Source organism: Alcaligenes sp. SJTW-7, from assembly GCF_047716895.1.
GTDB classification, from domain to species: Bacteria; Pseudomonadota; Gammaproteobacteria; order Burkholderiales; family Burkholderiaceae_B; genus Alcaligenes; species Alcaligenes ammonioxydans.
Genome location: NZ_CP136682.1, coordinates 2900698 through 2917639 on the forward strand (window position 1 = coordinate 2900698; position 16942 = coordinate 2917639).

16 protein-coding genes are annotated in these 16942 nt (G+C 60.9%); 5 read left to right on the forward strand and 11 right to left on the reverse strand.

What is annotated here, in order from left to right:
• Window positions 1–26: 26 nt before the first annotated feature.
• From murI to RSQ48_RS13145, 4 genes are all read left to right on the forward strand, one after another.
• The gene (gene murI / locus RSQ48_RS13130; RefSeq protein WP_003803172.1) at window positions 27–863 is read left to right on the forward strand and encodes a glutamate racemase; all 837 of its coding nucleotides are present in this window, start codon (window positions 27–29) and stop codon (window positions 861–863) included.
• A 646-nt stretch (window positions 864–1509) separates the two neighbouring features.
• A complete protein-coding gene (locus RSQ48_RS13135) occupies window positions 1510–3588 on the forward strand; it encodes a LamG-like jellyroll fold domain-containing protein (RefSeq protein WP_219235038.1) in 2079 nt (692 codons plus the stop codon).
• A gap of 21 nt (window positions 3589–3609) precedes the next feature.
• A complete protein-coding gene (locus RSQ48_RS13140) occupies window positions 3610–3807 on the forward strand; it encodes a hypothetical protein (RefSeq protein ID WP_100214876.1) in 198 nt (65 codons plus the stop codon).
• A gap of 21 nt (window positions 3808–3828) precedes the next feature.
• Complete coding sequence (locus tag RSQ48_RS13145; protein WP_219235039.1) at window positions 3829–6006, forward strand: phosphocholine-specific phospholipase C; 2178 nt, start codon at window positions 3829–3831, stop codon at window positions 6004–6006.
• 380 nt (window positions 6007–6386) lie between these two features.
• Here RSQ48_RS13145 and gspF read toward each other — a convergent pair whose 3' ends face one another.
• The 11 genes from gspF to gspG are packed head-to-tail and all read right to left on the reverse strand — an operon-like array spanning window position 6387 to window position 16354.
• Window positions 6387–7589, reverse strand: coding sequence for a type II secretion system inner membrane protein GspF (gene gspF, locus RSQ48_RS13150; RefSeq protein WP_003803166.1), 1203 nt, complete (start codon window positions 7587–7589; stop codon window positions 6387–6389).
• A 14-nt stretch (window positions 7590–7603) separates the two neighbouring features.
• Window positions 7604–9022 (reverse strand): type II secretion system ATPase GspE, encoded by a 1419-nt coding sequence (gene gspE / locus RSQ48_RS13155; protein WP_003803163.1) that lies wholly within the window; start codon window positions 9020–9022, stop codon window positions 7604–7606.
• Window positions 9019–11331 carry a type II secretion system secretin GspD gene (gspD, locus tag RSQ48_RS13160; protein WP_131070831.1) on the reverse strand — a complete coding sequence of 771 codons (2313 nt, stop codon included), beginning with the start codon at window positions 11329–11331 and terminating at the stop codon, window positions 9019–9021. The genes gspE and gspD overlap by 4 nt, the downstream gene beginning before the upstream one ends.
• Before the next feature lie 13 nt (window positions 11332–11344).
• Entirely contained in the window at window positions 11345–12091 is a 747-nt protein-coding gene (gene gspN / locus RSQ48_RS13165; protein ID WP_003803159.1) for a type II secretion system protein N, read from the reverse strand.
• Window positions 12088–12639 (reverse strand): type II secretion system protein GspM, encoded by a 552-nt coding sequence (gspM, locus tag RSQ48_RS13170; protein WP_415301874.1) that lies wholly within the window; start codon window positions 12637–12639, stop codon window positions 12088–12090. Before gspM ends, gspN begins: the two co-directional genes overlap by 4 nt.
• Window positions 12636–13598 (reverse strand): GspL/Epsl periplasmic domain-containing protein, encoded by a 963-nt coding sequence (locus tag RSQ48_RS13175; RefSeq protein WP_415301875.1) that lies wholly within the window; start codon window positions 13596–13598, stop codon window positions 12636–12638. Before RSQ48_RS13175 ends, gspM begins: the two co-directional genes overlap by 4 nt.
• 4 nt (window positions 13599–13602) lie before the next feature.
• Entirely contained in the window at window positions 13603–14463 is an 861-nt protein-coding gene (gene gspK, locus RSQ48_RS13180) for a type II secretion system minor pseudopilin GspK (RefSeq protein ID WP_003803151.1), read from the reverse strand.
• Window positions 14460–15059, reverse strand: a complete 600-nt coding sequence (locus RSQ48_RS13185; RefSeq protein WP_003803149.1) for a type II secretion system protein J — start codon at window positions 15057–15059, stop codon at window positions 14460–14462. Before RSQ48_RS13185 ends, gspK begins: the two co-directional genes overlap by 4 nt.
• Window positions 15056–15415, reverse strand: coding sequence for a type II secretion system minor pseudopilin GspI (gene gspI, locus RSQ48_RS13190; RefSeq protein WP_003803147.1), 360 nt, complete (start codon window positions 15413–15415; stop codon window positions 15056–15058). Before gspI ends, RSQ48_RS13185 begins: the two co-directional genes overlap by 4 nt.
• On the reverse strand, window positions 15412–15882 hold the full coding sequence (locus RSQ48_RS13195) for a type II secretion system protein (RefSeq protein WP_003803146.1): 471 nt from the start codon (window positions 15880–15882) through the stop codon (window positions 15412–15414). The genes gspI and RSQ48_RS13195 overlap by 4 nt, the downstream gene beginning before the upstream one ends.
• Window position 15883: 1 nt before the next feature.
• Window positions 15884–16354 (reverse strand): type II secretion system major pseudopilin GspG, encoded by a 471-nt coding sequence (gspG, locus tag RSQ48_RS13200; protein ID WP_003803143.1) that lies wholly within the window; start codon window positions 16352–16354, stop codon window positions 15884–15886.
• 125 nt (window positions 16355–16479) lie between these two features.
• Here gspG and RSQ48_RS13205 point away from each other — a divergent pair, with 125 nt between their 5' ends.
• Entirely contained in the window at window positions 16480–16920 is a 441-nt protein-coding gene (locus RSQ48_RS13205; protein ID WP_003803141.1) for a hypothetical protein, read from the forward strand.
• Window positions 16921–16942 lie beyond the last annotated feature (22 nt).

A 16942-nucleotide genomic window follows, 5' to 3' on the forward strand; every position in this document is an offset into this window, starting at 1 on the left:
TTGCTCCACAAGAAACGTTCAGCGCCATGAGTTCACCCATCCCGCCCCCCTTGGCTCAGGCCCCGATCGGCCTGTTTGACTCGGGCGTGGGCGGCCTGTCCATCTGGCGGGCCCTGCGTCAATCCTTGCCCCAGGAAAATCTGCTGTATCTGGCCGACTCACAATGCGCCCCTTACGGTGACCGCTCCCCGGCATGGATCATTGAGCGCACCCAGCGCATGGCACAACTGCTGGTTGACCACGGCTGCAAAGCACTGGTCATCGCCTGCAACACGGCTACCCTGGTCGCCGCCCCGACCCTGCGCGCCACGCTGAACCTTCCCATCATCGCCATCGAACCGGCCATCAAACCCGCTGCCGCACTGAGCCGCAGCCGTAGCGTTGCCCTGATGGCTACCAGTCGCACCCTGGACAGCAAAGGCCTGCAAAGCCTGATCGACCGCTACGCCAGCGACATTGAAATTATCCGCATTCCCTGCCCCGGACTGGCTGACCGCGTTGAAGCCCTGCAACTGAGCGGCCCGCAAATCGAGGCGGAACTACGCGAGCGCCTGGCCCCCGCCCTGCAAAGCCGGGCCGATACACTCGTGCTGGGTTGCACCCACTACCCCTTCCTGCGCCCCACTATCGACGCCATCAGTGGTTCGCGCTTCCATATCCTGGAACCTTCCTTCGCCGTTGCCGCTCAAGTCCATCGGCGCCTGCAACAAGCCAACTGCCTGAACCCTCAAACACTGGCGGGCACCAGCGCTTTCATCAGCAGCGCCCCCATGGACCAAGCCCAAAAAGTCATCCAAGCACTGACAGGGCTGGCCGAACCCACCATGCTGGCGTTCCCGACGCAACCGCTACACGCGCTGTAAAACCGGCTGCACTCCATCTCCCGATGCATCCAATCAAGAGCAGCCTGAATTGGCTGCTCGACCCGAGTGAGCACCACCTTCTGCCGCCCAACTACAGCTTCACTCATTCATCGTCTACGCCCCACTCCGCGTCCACACCGCCGCCGTGCCTTTAAACCAGCCATCGGCCCAAGCAAAGATTCCAGACATTATTCCTTAGGCCCTTGAGCACTGTTCCAGGTGCATGCACAGGAGGCACAGGCACGTTCGGGCTGCGCCCCGATTGTCACTTTGCCAAGGGTGCCGACGCGCGGCGTCGGCAAGGGGACCGCTGCGCCCCATCCGGCCATCCAACAACAACGTTGAGCCTAAAGCACAAAAACTCGCTCAAAACTCACGCGCCTTCTTCCCCTGTAACAAACCATCCATCAAACCGCCACATCCCCGCCGAGCCGCGGCCCGTCACCACTCCCCGCCCTTCCTATCTGCCCTGAACAAGCCCACCGCATAAAACACAATCCAATCATCGGCGGATTTGCTGATCCGTTCACAGCGCAGTCATACGCCCTTCCTACACTGCCCGCAGTCCTGATCCGATGCCGACTGGGCAGCCCACCCCCACGCACAGTCCGGCCTCTCTTTTTACCTCCTCTTCTTGAGTGGCTGTATGACCTTCACCTCACGTCCCCAAAAATCTCCTACCGTGCAACGCCTGCAACAGGCGGGGCTCTCCCTATCACTGGCACTGCTCCTGACGGCTTGCGGTAGCGGCTCCGGCACCAATGATGGTGCAGCAAACCCCGATGTCAATCCCGAGCCCCCCACTGTAGAGCCGGGCGATAAACCCCAGGCATTGGGTGGTAAAAAAGCCCTGATTGTCACTATCGACGGTCTGAGCTACGACGCACTGCAGCAAGCCCGCCAAGCGGGTCAGCATCCTGCGCTGAAAAACCTGACTATTGCCCCGGCGCAAACCGGCGGCTATACCGGCACCCCCAGTGAACAACGTACCCTGCCCCTGCCGGGCTGGGCCTCCCTGATCACGGGCGTCTGGGCCGATCAACACGGCCTGCGTGGCGTCGGCCAGGAACCGGTACAACTCAAGAGCCCCACTCTGGTTGCGCTGGCCTCCGAGCCAACACCGGCCGCCCTGGCCGTAAGCACAGCAGACTACCGCACGCTGTGGGCGCCAGACCTACAAGAAGGCCGGATCATTGAAGCCGCCAACTGTACCGACTCGGACAGTTGCGTCAGTGAGCAGACCCAGAAATACCTGCAAGAGGGCAAATCCCTGATTCTGGCCCAGATCCAGGCGCCGGCTCGTGCGGCCTCACAAACCGGATTGGGCAGCCCCCAATATCAGGAAGCGGTTCAAGAGTCGCTGGCTTCCCTGGACAAGCTGCTGGCCCTGATTGAGAAGCGCAAGCAGGCTGATGCGTCCGAAGACTGGTTGCTGATCCTGACGAGCAGCTACGGCATGGACGAGTTCGGCAGCGCCACCGGCTCGCAGTTCAACCGCAACAAAACCAGCTTTATCGCCACCAACAAGACCCTGGCGTCCTTGCCTGCCATCGATGGCCAGGTCACCAGCAGCACCGACATGAACACGCTGGCCGCCGTGATCGATATCGCTCCCACTGTTCTGTCCCATCTGGGCGTACAGGGTGAGCAATACGCCTTTCGCGGTTCGCCTTTGCAAGCCCAAACCCGTATCCGCAACCTGAGCTTCAACAAGCCAGCCGATAAAAACATGGTGGACCTCAACTGGGTTCTGGACGGCGATGCCTCGCAGGAAATCCAGATCATGCGTGATGGCAAACTGATTGCCACCCTGCCCGCAGGCTCGACCCAGTACTCCGACCCGCTACCTGTCTCGGAGAACGCCCAAGTCTACTCGCTGAGCTACTCGGTCAAAACGGGTCAGGCTGCCTCCACCTTGCAAGCTGAAGCAGGCTACCAGCCTCCTCCAAAACTGGCCGATACCCTGAGAGACGGCCTGCGCAGCTATTACACCTTCAGTGCTCAGCCTTTTACCGACAGCAAGGGCGGCAGCAGCCTGCAACCAGCCAGCCCGGGCGTTCCAGCCGGCGAACTGCTGGCAGCCGACTTCCTGGACCCTACCCAGCCCCAAGGTGGCTTGCGTCTGCTCGGCAGCAAGGCCGATGCCAATGGCAACCGGGGCTATCGCCTGGCCTTGAGCCGCGAACTGTTGGGAACCGGTGGTGCACAAAAACTGACGATCGGCTTCTGGTTCCGCACCCCGGACAACTGTCACGGCTATGGCGCCTCCATCATGGCCAACAAAAACTACGACTCGGGCAACAACCCCGGCTTTGCGCTCGGCCTGTTTAACGCCAACGGTTGCGACATCCGCTTTAACACCGGTTATGGCGGTGGTCGCAATGAAAGTCAGGGCTACAACATCACCCCTGACCAGTGGGCCTATGTGGCCGTGGTGATCGACAAATCCAAGGGAATCATGCGTGGACATGTCTTCGACACTAAAAAAGGTGCGCAGTTTGGATCGGTCGCCCTGGAAGCCCGCACCATCGCCGCGCTGGGCGGAACCGGCACCAGCGAGCTGGGGCTGAACGAAGACGTCACCGGCCAGTACTACAAACGCTGGGGCCGCAGCGACATCAATATGGACTTTGGCGAACTGGCCATCTGGGACCGCGATTTGAGCACGGACGAGCTGACCAGTATTTATGAATCGCGCAAGCCCCTGTCCAGCCTCCAACCCTGATTGCACAACCAAGGATTTTTCATGACCCCAACACACCCTTCCATCACCGTTGAGCGCCTTAAACGCGCATCCGTCCTGCTGATGCTCTGCGGCCTGCTGGCTGCTTGCGGTGGCGGCAGCGACACGGACAGTTCGGGTGGCTCCGGCTCGACAGAAGAGCCGACAGAGCCGGGCAAACCCACTCCCGAACCCGCAGCACAACTCAAATGCGCCCCTTAATTGTTGACGAGATCACGAACAATGACTTCACGCCGTACCTTCCTACGTAACGTCACTGGCGCCGGCCTGGCTGCCGGATCACTGGCTGCCTTTCCCCCCAGCATTCGCAAGGCCTTGGCCATTCCTGCCAACAACAAGACAGGCACCATCAAGGACGTGGAACACATTGTGGTTCTGATGCAGGAGAACCGCTCCTTTGACCACTACTTTGGCACCCTGAAAGGGGTACGCGGGTTTGGTGACCGATTCACCATTCCCCTGCCCAATGGCCGCAATGTCTGGCAGCAAAACGTCAGCTCGAACGAAACCGTCCTGCCCTATCACCTGGATGCCACCAAAGGCAATGCCCAGCGCGTGAACGGTACGCCCCACTCCTGGTCAGACGGTCAGGCCGCCTGGGACCACGGTCGCATGGATTTCTGGCCCAAGCACAAGAACCGTCACTCCATGGGCTATTACCGCGAAGCCGAAGTGCCGTTCCAGTTCGCAATGGCCAACGCCTTCACCATCTGTGACGCCTATCATTGCTCCATGCACACCGGCACGAACTCCAACCGCATGTTCTTGTGGACGGGTACCAACGGTCCGACCGGCTCGGGCGAATGTACCGTCAACAACGCCTGGGACAGCCTGCGGCCCTCAAGCGTTGGCGGCTACACCTGGAAAACCTACCCTGAGCGTCTGGAAGAAGCCGGAATCAGCTGGAAGGTCTACCAGAACCTGCCCGACAACTTCACCGACAACTCGCTGGCGGGCTTTTTGCAATACCGCATTGCCAACGAGCAATCGGGCAAACCCACCAACACTCCTTACGAACCTTCGGACGATATTGGCAACCCGCTGTACAAGGGCATTGCCAACACCATGCCCGACGGAGGCTTTCTGGAGCAAATCCGCAAGGATGTCGAAGCTGGCACGCTGCCGCAGATTTCCTGGGTCGTGGCCCCAGCCAACTACTCTGAGCACCCCGGCCCATCAAGCCCGGTACAAGGTGCCTGGTACACCCAGGAGCTGCTCGATGCCCTGACGGCCAACCCCGAGGTCTGGAGCAAGACCGTTCTGTTCGTCAACTTCGACGAAAACGATGGTTTCTTTGACCACGTCCCCTCGCCCTCGGCCCCTTCGATTGACCCGGTCACCGGCAAACCGGCCGGCAAGACGACCCTGAGCAAGGAAGAGCTGGCTTTCGAGTACTACAACTACCCCAGCCCTCAGGGTCTGGCCGGCCAGCCCCCGCAAGACGGCAAGGTCTTTGGCCCCGGTGTACGGGTTCCCATGTATGTCATCTCCCCCTGGAGCCGTGGCGGCTGGGTGAACTCGCAGGTGTTTGACCACACCTCTGTCATCCGTTTCATGGAAGAGCGCTTTGGCGTGATGGAACCGAACATCAGCCCCTACCGCCGCGCGGTGTGTGGCGATCTGACCTCGGCCTTTAACTTCGCCAGCCCGAACGATGAGCCACTGCCCACCTTGAATGGCCGACGCAGCCGTCAGGATGCCGATGCCATTCGCAGTGCCCAGGAGCGTCTGGCTCAGGTACCCCAGCCCGTGGACAACCAGCGTATTCCCGTCCAGCAAACGGGTGTGCGTCCATCCCGCGCCCTGCCTTATGAACTGCACGTCAGTGCCCGCTGCGATAGCGAGAAAGGCGTTCAGCTGCTGTTTTCCAACACCGGCAAAGCGGCCGCTGTATTCCACGTTTATGACAAGCTCAACCTGGATCGCATCCCACGCCGCTACATGGTCGAACCCGGCCAGATGCTCGATGATGTCTGGGACGCGCAGGCAAACAACCTGGGACACTACGATCTGTGGGTACTGGGTCCGAACGGCTTTCACCGCCACTTCCGTGGTGATGTCAGCGTGCTGGGCCAGGCCGAGGCCGCCCGCCCCGAGATCCGTGTCTGCTACGAAATCACCAAAGGCGATATCTATCTGGAAATGATGAACGGTGGCCAGTCCGCCTGCACCTTCACCATCCAGTCCATGGCCTATCGTGAAGACGGTCCATGGGAAGTCACGGTGGAACCCGGCCAGCAGTCCAAACAATCCTGGGCCTTGAAATCCAGCGGTCATTGGTACGACTTCGTGGTTCGCAGCAACAGCGACCCCAGCTACTACCGCCGCTTCGCAGGCCGGGTGGAGTTTGGCGCGCACGGCGTCAGCGATCCAGCCCTGGGGATTCCCGCCTACCTGTAAGACTTCAAGGCGCTGAATCTATCGTTCTATTGTCTAACTAAGTGTGTGTGCGCACCACGCACACTTTTTACCCCGATGCCAAATACAGGCATCGGGGTTTTTTTACGCATCCGTAGTAGCAACGACAGGTACCCACGCATGGGGCTGCCATCAGTGAGCTATGCCTGGCAAACGGGCACACCGCCTCAAGGAATGTGAAGTCTCTGTACCTGACCCGCATAGACAAGCGGGCAATGCAAAAGCCAAGCACAGGCTACGGGCTGAACACGCCGCGCCCTACTGACTGCCCCCAGGTGATGGGGCAGGCCCAGCACGGCATGCTGCATCAGGATGAACCGCTCTGCGCCTTTCGCCTTGCATGTGTGTATTGCCACACCCGCTTACTGCACCAACTGATTCATCTCAATAATGGGCAACATGACGGCCAGCACGATCAGCAGTACCAGGCCGCCCATCAGCAAGATCATCAACGGCTCCAGCAAGGCAGTCATGGTCAGGGCCTTGCGCTCCAGCTCGGTCGACAAAGTCCTTGCCGCCCGGTCCAGCATGGGAGCCAGTTCACCGGTTTTTTCTCCACTGGCAATCAATTGCACCAGTAAGGGCGGAAACAGGCCACTGCGTTGCAATGCGCTCGCCAAAGGCAGACCCTCACGCACATGGACCGCTGCCTGATTGACGGCGTCACGCAAGGCCAGATTGGACACCGTGCGTCCGGCAGCTTCCAGAGCAGTCAGCAAGGCCACATTACTGCCAGCCAAAATCGCCAGCGTGGCAGCAAAACGAGCAGTGTCCACCCCCAGCAAATAGCTGCCCAGAATCGGCGCCCCTAACAAGCGTCGATGAAAGGCCTGCTTCAAGGCCGGTTGTCGCAATAGAAACGCCACCAGGGCGCCCCCCAGCAACAACACAAGAAACAGAACCCCTCCCCATTCACGCAGCAAATCGCTGGCGCTGATCATTACACGGGTCAGCAAAGGCAACTGCTGCTTGGCCTGAGTAAACGCGCCCACCACTTGCGGGACCACATAGCTGAGCAAGAACACCACCATCGCCACGGAAATCAGGCTGACGATGGCGGGATAAATAAAGGCCGTCAAGACCTTGCCTCGCAAGGCACCGCTCTCTTCGATAAAACTGGCCAAGCGGTCCAGCACCTGCTCCAGCTCTCCGGACTGCTCGCCCGCCCGCACCAGTGCCCGATAAATTTCCGGGAAGTCGCGCGGGTGACTGGCCAAGGCATCACTCAGGCTATGACCGGCACGGATATCCGCACGCAGGGCTGCCAGCAGCTGGACCATCGGACGTCGGGTGGACTGCTCGATCACCACGCCCAGACTGGCTTCCAGAGACAGCCCAGCCGCCACCAGACTGGCCAGTTGACGGGTCAACCAGGCCAGCTCGGTACGGCGCAAGCCTGCACTACGGGCGCGAGCGGCGGCACGACTTCGTCCCGCTTTCAGGGAAACAGTCAACAGACCACGGGTCAACAACTGCTGGCGTGCCAGACGCTCACTGTCGGCTTCCACGACGCCCCGCTCGCTGCGCCCGGTCTGATCCACCGCCTCATAGTGATAGGTACCCATCTTGTTTGACCCGCCTATAACTCGCGCGTGACGCGCAACACTTCTTCCTGGGTGCTGATGCCCTGCTCCACCCAGCGCTGGGCATCCTCGCGCAAGCTGCGCATGCCCGATTCACGGGCTGCCTGTCGCAAGGCGGCTTCGGCACCCGCGGCATTTAACAGGTGCTGGGCCCGCTCATCAATCCGATACAGCTCGTGAATACCGGTGCGCCCCTGGTAACCGGTATGGCCGCACTGTTCACAACCTTCCGGGCTGGCTCGATACTGCCCCTGGTCCGCGGGCTGACGACAATGCAGGCACAGCTTGCGTATCAGCCGCTGGGCCAGCACACCGCGCAGCGTGGACGCCAGCAAAAACGGCTCCACCCCCATATCCACCAGACGGGTAGCAGCAGACACGGCATCGTTGGTGTGCAAGGTGGCCAGGACCAGATGGCCGGTCAGGGATGCCTGCACCGCAATCTGCGCCGTTTCCAGGTCGCGGATTTCTCCGATCATGATAATGTCCGGGTCCTGCCGCAAGATGGCACGCAAGGCGCGTGCAAAGCTAAGTTCAATACGCGGATTGACCTGCGTCTGGCCTACGCCGGGCAAGTCATACTCAATCGGGTCTTCGACGGTGAGCACATTGCTGCGCGCTGTGTCGACGCGACCCAAGGCTGCATACAAGGTTGTGGTTTTCCCGCTGCCGGTGGGCCCGGTGACCAGCACAATGCCATGAGGCTGGTGAATCAGCTCATCAAGCTGGGCCAGGATGTCCGGGGCCATTCCCAGCCGCTCCAGCTCCAGTTGTCCGGCCGACTTGTCCAGCAAACGCATGACGGCACGCTCGCCATGGCCGGTAGGCAGAATCGATACGCGCAGGTCCAGGGCCCGCCCCCCCACCTTCAGGGCGATGCGGCCATCCTGAGGGAGCCGCTTTTCAGCAATATCCAGACTGGCCATGATCTTGATACGCGACACCAGGGCACCGTGCAAGGCGCGCCGTGGGCTGACAATATCGCGCAAACGGCCATCCACCCGGTAACGCACCACCGAATGGGTTTCATAGGGCTCCAGGTGAATATCACTCGCTCCGTCCCGCACTGCCTGGGTGAACAAGGCGTTAATCATGCGGATAACCGGTGCATCGTCCTGGTTCTCCAGCAAATCGGTCACGGCGGGCAATTCCTGCATCAAGCGATCCAGGTCCACCTCATTGGCCGCCGCATCCACCACGCTGGCGGCATCGTCTCCCTGCGCATAACTGGCATCAATCAGGGTGTCGAGCTGGGCATCGGGCACTTGCCGTTCCTCGAACTCGGGGTAACGACGACGCAACTCCACCAAAGCCCAATCTGGCGTGCGCTCGCTGATGACCCGCGTTCCCACGCCTTGCTGCTGCGTCAGCACGGCCCGGTGCTGACGTGCCCAGGAATACGGCAGACGACTCATAGTGTCTCCCGCAAGTCGACGGCGCCTGGCGCGCCGGCAGCTTGTGGCAGCACCATATGCTCCGCATCCGGATGGAACCAGGTGGAGCGGTCCGGCAAAGTGGTCTGCAGCGCACGCATATAGTTGTAGCGGTCCAGGGACAAACTCTGGCTATCCTGGGCATTGCGCACGATATGGGGGCGCAAAAACACCATCAGATTAGTCTTGCTGCGCTTGCGCTTCTCGTATTTAAAAAGATTGCCCACCAACGGAATATCGCCCAGCAAGGGAACCGACTGCTGACCATCCTCAATCGAGTCTTCCAATAAGCCGCCCAGCACAATAATCTGCCCATCATCGACCAGCACATTGGTACTAAGCGCACGTTTACGCGTGACAGGCGTGCTGGGTGATACCGACGTCGTAGGGTCCAGGCTGCTGACCTCCTGGTACAGAGCCATCTTGACGGTCCCACCTTCGGAGATCTGCGGACGCACTTTCAGGGTCAGGCCCACATCCTCGCGCTGAATGGTCTGAAAGGGATTACTGGCCCCATCACCCGTGGTCGTGTACTGCCCCGTCACAAAGGGCACGGTACGGCCCACCATGATGCTGGCTTCTTCGTTATCGAGCGTCATCAGGTTGGGCGTGGACAGAATATTGATGCCGCCCTGGCGCTCCATCGCCCGGGCCAGGACGCCCAGATTGACAATCTGCTGGCCCAGCACGTTCACCGTACCTTTGACCACGCCCAGACTTAAACCCGCCGCCAACGAATCCAGGGTGGTCACCCCGGCCTTGTTAATCCCGCTGCCGCCCAGATTGGCGCCCCCGACAAAACCTGAACCTCCATCGGCAATATTGCCACCGCCTGTCATCCACTGGATGCCAAACTCGGCCGCATTCTCCGCATTCACCTCCACAATCAAGCTCTCGACCAGCACTTGAGCGCGACGTTGATCCAGTTGATCGATCACTTCACGCAAGCTGCGGTAAACCGGATCGGGGGCCGAAATGATCAGCGTATTCGTGGATGGATCAGCCTGCACAGTGGCACCGCCAGCGCTAAAAGCCACGGTGCCGCTGGCACTGTTTGCGGCGCTCAAACCCATCTCGGCCTGAGGCTGCTGCTTGGCAGTGGCCGACGTGTCCATGGCCTTGGCACCGCCGGTGATACCGGCATTGGCGGCGGGTGCCAGGCTATTGCTATTTGACTGTTGATTCCCGGTGCTCGCGTTCCCCGAAGCCGCTTGACCGGTCAGGGCCCCGCGCAGCACCTCAGCCAGCTGCACCGCCTGAGCATTGCGCAGATAGACCACATGCAAATTGCCTTTATTGCTTTCCGGGCTGTCAATACGCCGGATCAGGTCACGGGCCAGATCCAGCCGGGCCGGACTGCCTGCCCGCACCAGGACCGAGTTGCTACGCGGGTCGGCCACCACCGTAATGCGCTGCGCCACATCGTTGCCGGGCGTATCGAGCATTTGCGAGGCCAGGGCTGCCACATCCAGGGCCACGCCGTAGTCAATCGGGATAATGTCCGTGTTCAAGCCCGCGGGGGTATCGATCCCCGCAATGACCTGGGCGATACGGTCCAGATTGTCACCGTAATCGGTCACCACCAGCGTATTGTTGGACGGGTAGGCATTGATGGGATTATTGGGCGAAATCATCGGCCGCAGCACCGGAACCAAGGCGGTCGCATTTTCATAACGCAAGGTAAACACCCGCGTTTCCAGCTCACCGCTGCCACTGGCCCCGGTACCAGCCGCCCGCACCGCACCGCCCTGCTGGCGCGCTTCGGCTTCAGGGACCACCCGACTGATCTTGCCATTACGCAGGACGGCAAAGCCTTGCATCCGCAGCGCCGACAGCAGCATCTCGTAGGCCGTTCTGGCGTCTACCGGCACCTCTGACACCAGCGTCAACTGCCCTTTCACGCGCGGGTCCACAATAAAATTCTGACCCGTGAAACGGGCCAGAGCCGCCACCACGCCATCCAGCTCCGCATCCACAAAATTGAGCGTAATGTCGTCGCCTTGCGGGAACTCGGCCGGGTCCGGCAAATCGATAGGCGCCGCACTGCCCCCGACCCGCTGCGGTACCCGCCGCGTGACGGCCGCAGAGGCCGTATTGCTATTGGCAAAGCGCGGATCAGCCTGCCCGCTGCGTACCGGCGCCTTGCCCACTGAGGCAAAAAAAGAAGAAGGGTCGGGACCGGGCTCAGGTTTCTGACCATTGCTGGCACAGGCGCTCAACAGCACGGCTGCACCCAGGCTTAAGAGGAAGCGAGGCCGCAGCCCAGGAAGTCGTTTAGTCAAGGTACTCATAGTCAAAATATCGTTAATCCTGCTTGCTAGTCGTTGTGGCTATCCGCCAATGGGTCACGCCCTGACGCTGAGGCCCCAAGGCCTCTAATAACTCATTAAATCGTTGATCGTCGGCCTGTCTGGGTTGAGCGCGCCCTTCAAACAGGCCGCCCTCCGGCCCCCACTGACCTTGCCCGGCCAAAGTGAAGTCTCCTTGAAGTGTGCGCAGACCCAGTTGAACGCCCTGCCCCTTGCGGCTGACCAGCAACTGGTAATCGCCTAACTGAGCCTGTGCTGCCAAGGCAGAGCGCGCATTGCGCCAGTCCAGTTCCAGCAGCGGACCGGTCGTGGCTGCCAACGCCTGACTGGGCCAACGCAGCTGTAACTGACCTTGCGGTTGCACGGTCTGCAACAAGGGATGCAGACGCCCCAAAAGTGCTGCGGGCACCGTCAGGCTTTGGCCGGATATTCGCCAGCCCTGCAGGCTGGCTTGCAGTCGCACAGGCTGATCCAGCCAATCATGGTTCAATTCCATTTGCGGCCAAGGGGTCAAGCGCCAACGCCAGCTCACCGGCCCAGGAACCGTACGGGCCAGCAGTCCCGAGCCCACGACCAGCAAGCCTTGTCCCGAAGCCAGGCTGCCATGCGCGGTTTCAAGCCGCAAAGGCAAGCGCTCCGGCTGCCAGATCAGCATCAGACGGGCTGGCAAAAAAGGCACCGCGGCCAACAACAGTCCCATCGTCAGCAAGGCCAACACGAAAATCTTGGTGAGTTTTTTCATGAGGGCTCTCCGGTGCGCAGCACCATACGCCCATCCAGCAGCCCTGCACGCTCCCGGCTATCCACCACCGAGCGACTGAGACTGAGCTCCTGGACAGCAAAGCCCAAAACACGGGGAGTCTGCAGCAGCCAGTCCATCAAGGCCGGAGCCGCTACGGCCTGACAGATCAAGACACGCTGCCCGGCCGGCGACTCCTCTGTCTGACACTGAGCGCCCAACGTTTGCAAACTGCGCTGCAAGGCCTTGTCCTGCCCCTGCGCATCGACCGACGTCACCAGTGCTTTATCCAGAATCTGAATCTGCGCCAAGACTGTTTGCAACTGCGCCATCTCGTACTGCAGGCGCGGCAATTCCTGTTTGGCCAGGGCCAGATCACGAACGGCGGGGCGCACCAGCAGCAGCCACAAGAACATCAAGGCCAGCAAAGCACCCAATACAGACAAGGCCAGTTGATCCCGGCGGCTCAAGGCCTGCCAATGCTGTCTGGCAATGGCGAGCTTGCCTTGCACGGTCAGCAGGACAGGCTGGAGGGCAGTGAATTTGCTCATTGCTGCGCCTCCTGCTGGCTGGATTGCCCCTCTTTGCGCAAACCTATTTCCCACTGGCGGGCCGAATCCCCCTGCTTCCAGGTCAGTTCGGACTCGGCAGGCAAGGGCTGTGCCGGCAAGTCACTGGCCAGCGTCAGACGCAACTGCTGATCGTCGAAATGCAGTGCGCGCACCTGCCCCTGCAAGGCTGGCCACTGTATGGCGCTGCTCATCAACAAGCGATCAAACGGCGCGGAGGCAGGACTTTTCTCCGCCAGCAAGGCATCACGATGCTGGCTGGCCTGCGTCAAGGGCGCGACGATGACAGGCAAATGCGGCAAGGCTTGTCGAACCGCCTGCTCCATCTGGGTCTGCAGCTGTTTCGTCTGGGACCGCAAGGCCTGTGCCTGCTGCTGCAAAACCAATGTCCAGCTCAGCACGGCGGCCAGCGTCCACCAAAGGCTGTGGCGCACGACGCGACTTGTGCCGCTGGCGGCCATCTCGGGCATCAGCAAGGAACAGGCTGGCACCGTCACGCTCGGCCCCTTGCCCTGTCGATCCTGTGCGTGAGCCTCGGACCAGGGATAAACCGCGTTCAAGGGCAGACCTGCCTGGCGGGCCTGCGCCCCCAACGCCAGCAAAGGCTGCCGCTCTGTCCAGGCCAACTGACTCATCCCGGAAGGATCGGGGGCCGAACACGCCACCCACACCTGTTCAATCGGACTCAGACACAGGGGTTCAACGGCGCTGCAGGCCACAGCCTGCCGCCGCGACGCACTGACCGCGGGAAGGCGCAGCTCGGTCACCGTTGCCATCCCTGCCGGCAAAACCAGCTCCAAGGAGCGGGCCTGGGTCTTGAGCTCGTCAAGTTCTCCTCGCCCGCGACGCAAGACTTTGGCGCGTTTGTCCCGCAGCACAAAGTCCACCGGCTGATCCAGCCTGGGCGGCACGTCCAGATAAATACGCAGCACTTTACTCATCACTTCAACGAATCCAGACAATCCGGCTGCGATCGGCGGCCCTGTGGATCAGGGCCTGAGTCGCCACCCGGCTATGGTCAAGTCGCAACTCACCACTTAATAAAAACCATTCACTGCGCACTGTCAGTGTTTGCCCCTTGAGCCCTTCTTGCGCCTGCAGGCGCGCCTGCACATCTGCCTGATCCCGGAACCATTGCCCCCGGTCACGCTGCTCCAGCAGTCCTCGCCACTCCACCAGACTGACCGAGGGCTGCACGGCGGCGAGCACCTGAGCGCTGGCCGTATTCACATTCAGAGACTTGGCCTGCGGCAAATAGCTCAGATAAGGCTCCAACTGCTTGGCCAGTACGGGTGCATCCGGGAAGAAATCCTGCAAATGAGTGGGCCAGGGTGCCTGCCCCGCCTGTGCCCGCTCCAGGCGCTGAGCCAGCTCAAGCGCAAGAGAAGGCGTTTGCTGAATACTGCGCAGCAACTGCTCCAGCGCCTGCACATACATGGCCTGTACACGCCCCTCCCGCAATAACAGGGCCAGATTGAACTTGCCCTGCTCATCCTGGATGTAACCGGAGAAATAGGCAGCCCGGGTCTTGTCCGGCGTCTCTACCTTGAGCTCACTGAGGGCCTGGGCCCACAGACCACCCTTGTGAGTGACCGCCGTGCGCTGCGAATCCAGGCGCAGTACCAGCACCGCCCAATCCAGCGCACCACGAAGCAACCAGTTGGCCTGAAGATAGTCACGCTCACTGGCCAACTGGCTTGCCAGCCCGCTTTGACGCTGCACAATGCCCATGGTGGCAATGGACACCGCCATCACCAGCACCAACGCATTGATCACGGCCATGCCTTGTTGTCTGGCGCGTGTCATAGCAGCATCACCACCTTGCGATAGGGATGCTCCTGACCTTCGAGCTGCACGGTCAGCTCGATTCCTGTGGCCGCTGCTCCCGCCTGCTCGGGCCAGGGCCAACTTTGCCAGCCGCGCGCCGGAATCCAGATACGTAAATTCCATGCGCTGACCTGCTCCAGAACATCTTGCAAAGGTCCCAGTTCGGGCAAGGGGTAAGCCGTTCCGGCCAGACTCATCGCTCGTTGCAAAACCCCATGCTGCAAACGCCATTGAATATGCTGGGTGCCCGCCCCTGCGTCAGCGCGACGCTCAATCATCAGGATGGCCGGCCCCTCGCCCTGAGCCTGCCAGCGGATACTGGCCGGCAGGACCGCCGTCGCTGCGCCCGGGTCTTGGGCAGACAGCACGGGGGGTAGATGCAGTTCCAGATCGCGCCCCATTTGGGACAGGACATTGAACAGGGCCTGGGTCTGACGCGCCTGACGACTGAGTTGCTCATCGGCGTGCAAGACTGCGTCCAGACCACGCCAGGACATCAGGCTGATCAAGGCCATGATGGTCAAGGCCACCAACATTTCCACCAGCGTAAATCCCTCCTGAGCCGGCTCTGTCATGGCAAGGACGCCAGGGTCGCATGCAGTTCAGTCAGCACGGGGCCATTGGGCAAGAAAGTCTGAATCGTCACCTGACGAAAGAAACGATTGGCCGTGGGTTGCACCGTCTGTCTGCACTGCAGATCCAAGCCCCCTTGGCGACACGACACCACCGTTTCACCGGGCTCGGGAAACAGACGACGCAATCGCATCTCGGCCATCACGCTGTCGGCGGCCAGCAAGGCCAGGCTGCGCTCATGCATGGCCTGGCTGCCCGAGGCACTCAATCCCAGCGCCCGCAGCCCGGCAGTCAGCGCCACCGACACAATGGCCAGCGCAATCAATACTTCTATCAAACTCATGCCGCGCTCAGTCATGACTGCACATCAAAAAGGCCCGTGGGATCGCTGCGCAAATGCAGGACCTCATGCCCATCATCCAGCTCCAGCTGACGCGGCGCAGACAACCACTCATTGACGAAAACCCACGGTCCTGCCGGATCCAGGCGCACACGCAGCGCCTCCAGCGACCAGGAGCGCGCAGGAAACAATTGTGCAAAGCGGGCCTGGTCGCGCAACCAACCCGGCGTTGGGCTGGAACCATCGGTGGCATCCGGAATCAGGCTGAAGCGATAACCCTGCTGATCGGCACTCCAGATCACACTTCGGCCGCTTTCACGCACATAGCGTTGTACATCGGCCAGGCGCAGAGCCAGCTGGCGGGCTTCCCGCTGTATTCCCTGATCACGATCCAGTACCAGCACACTCAAGCCGGCGCTGCTGACGATGCCCACGATCAGCAAGACCACCAAAGTCTCGATCAAGGAAAAGCCCCGTTGTGTCACGTCAGTCCCAGTTGCCTATGTCCGCGTCACTGCCGGACCCGCCGGCCTGCCCGTCCGCCCCCAAGGAGAACACATCGATCTCGCCATTAACGCCGGGTTGCAGATACTGATAGGGATTGCCCCAAGGGTCATTGGGCAAACGGTCCATATACGAGCGCCAGTTACGAGGCTCTGGCGGCTGCGAGGGCCGCTGATGCAAGGCGGCCAGACCTTGGGCCGTGCTGGGGTAGCGACCATTATCCAGGCGATACAGCTTGAGCGCCTGGGTCAGGGCGGCAATGTCCTGACGGGCCGCCACTGCGCGCGCCTGATCGGGGCGATCCATGAGGCTGGGAACTACCAAGGCCGCCATAATGCCCATGATGACCACGACCACCATGACCTCAATCAGAGAAAAACCTTGTTGAGCGCGCGAGCTGGCCGGTCTGGCCAGGGTACGCGCCGGCGTACGAAATAAAATAGGACGAGACATGAAAGAAGTAAGTCACCCAAAAAGACAAGCTCCTGTCATACGGGCTTCATGCAGCACACGCACAATAAGAGCTCTTAAGACAGCCAAACAGGCCGTCTGCCAAAGCACTATGCGATGCAGTCTAAATGGGTATTATTTCCGCCATATTTCCGTCACATCTTTGGCTGCGTTTGTGTCAGGCCGGCGTTGTGCTGGCCTTGATCACGCTGCTGATCAACCTGTTCCTACCTTCGCAGGACACGATTGCTCCCGTGCTGGACGAAGACCACAGTGAGCAGATCAGCACCCGGCAAATCGCGCAATGGTTTGGCGGCAGCACGGCCCTGCCGGAGTTGCGCTTGCACGGCATGATTGTGAGCGGCACGGGCGGCGCCGCCCTGCTCAGTATCAATCAGCAGTCTGTACGGGCGTATCGCCCTGGTCAGGAGCTGGCTCCCGGCGTGTTGCTGGACTCGATACAGCGCGAGCACATCGTGATCACAGTCGATTCCGTCCCTCAGCACATCGCCACCGAGCGCAAAGGTCCTGTTGCCATTCCCGGTATCCGGCAAGGGGCTCAGCCCTGACATAAACAGTTAGCAGTATGAT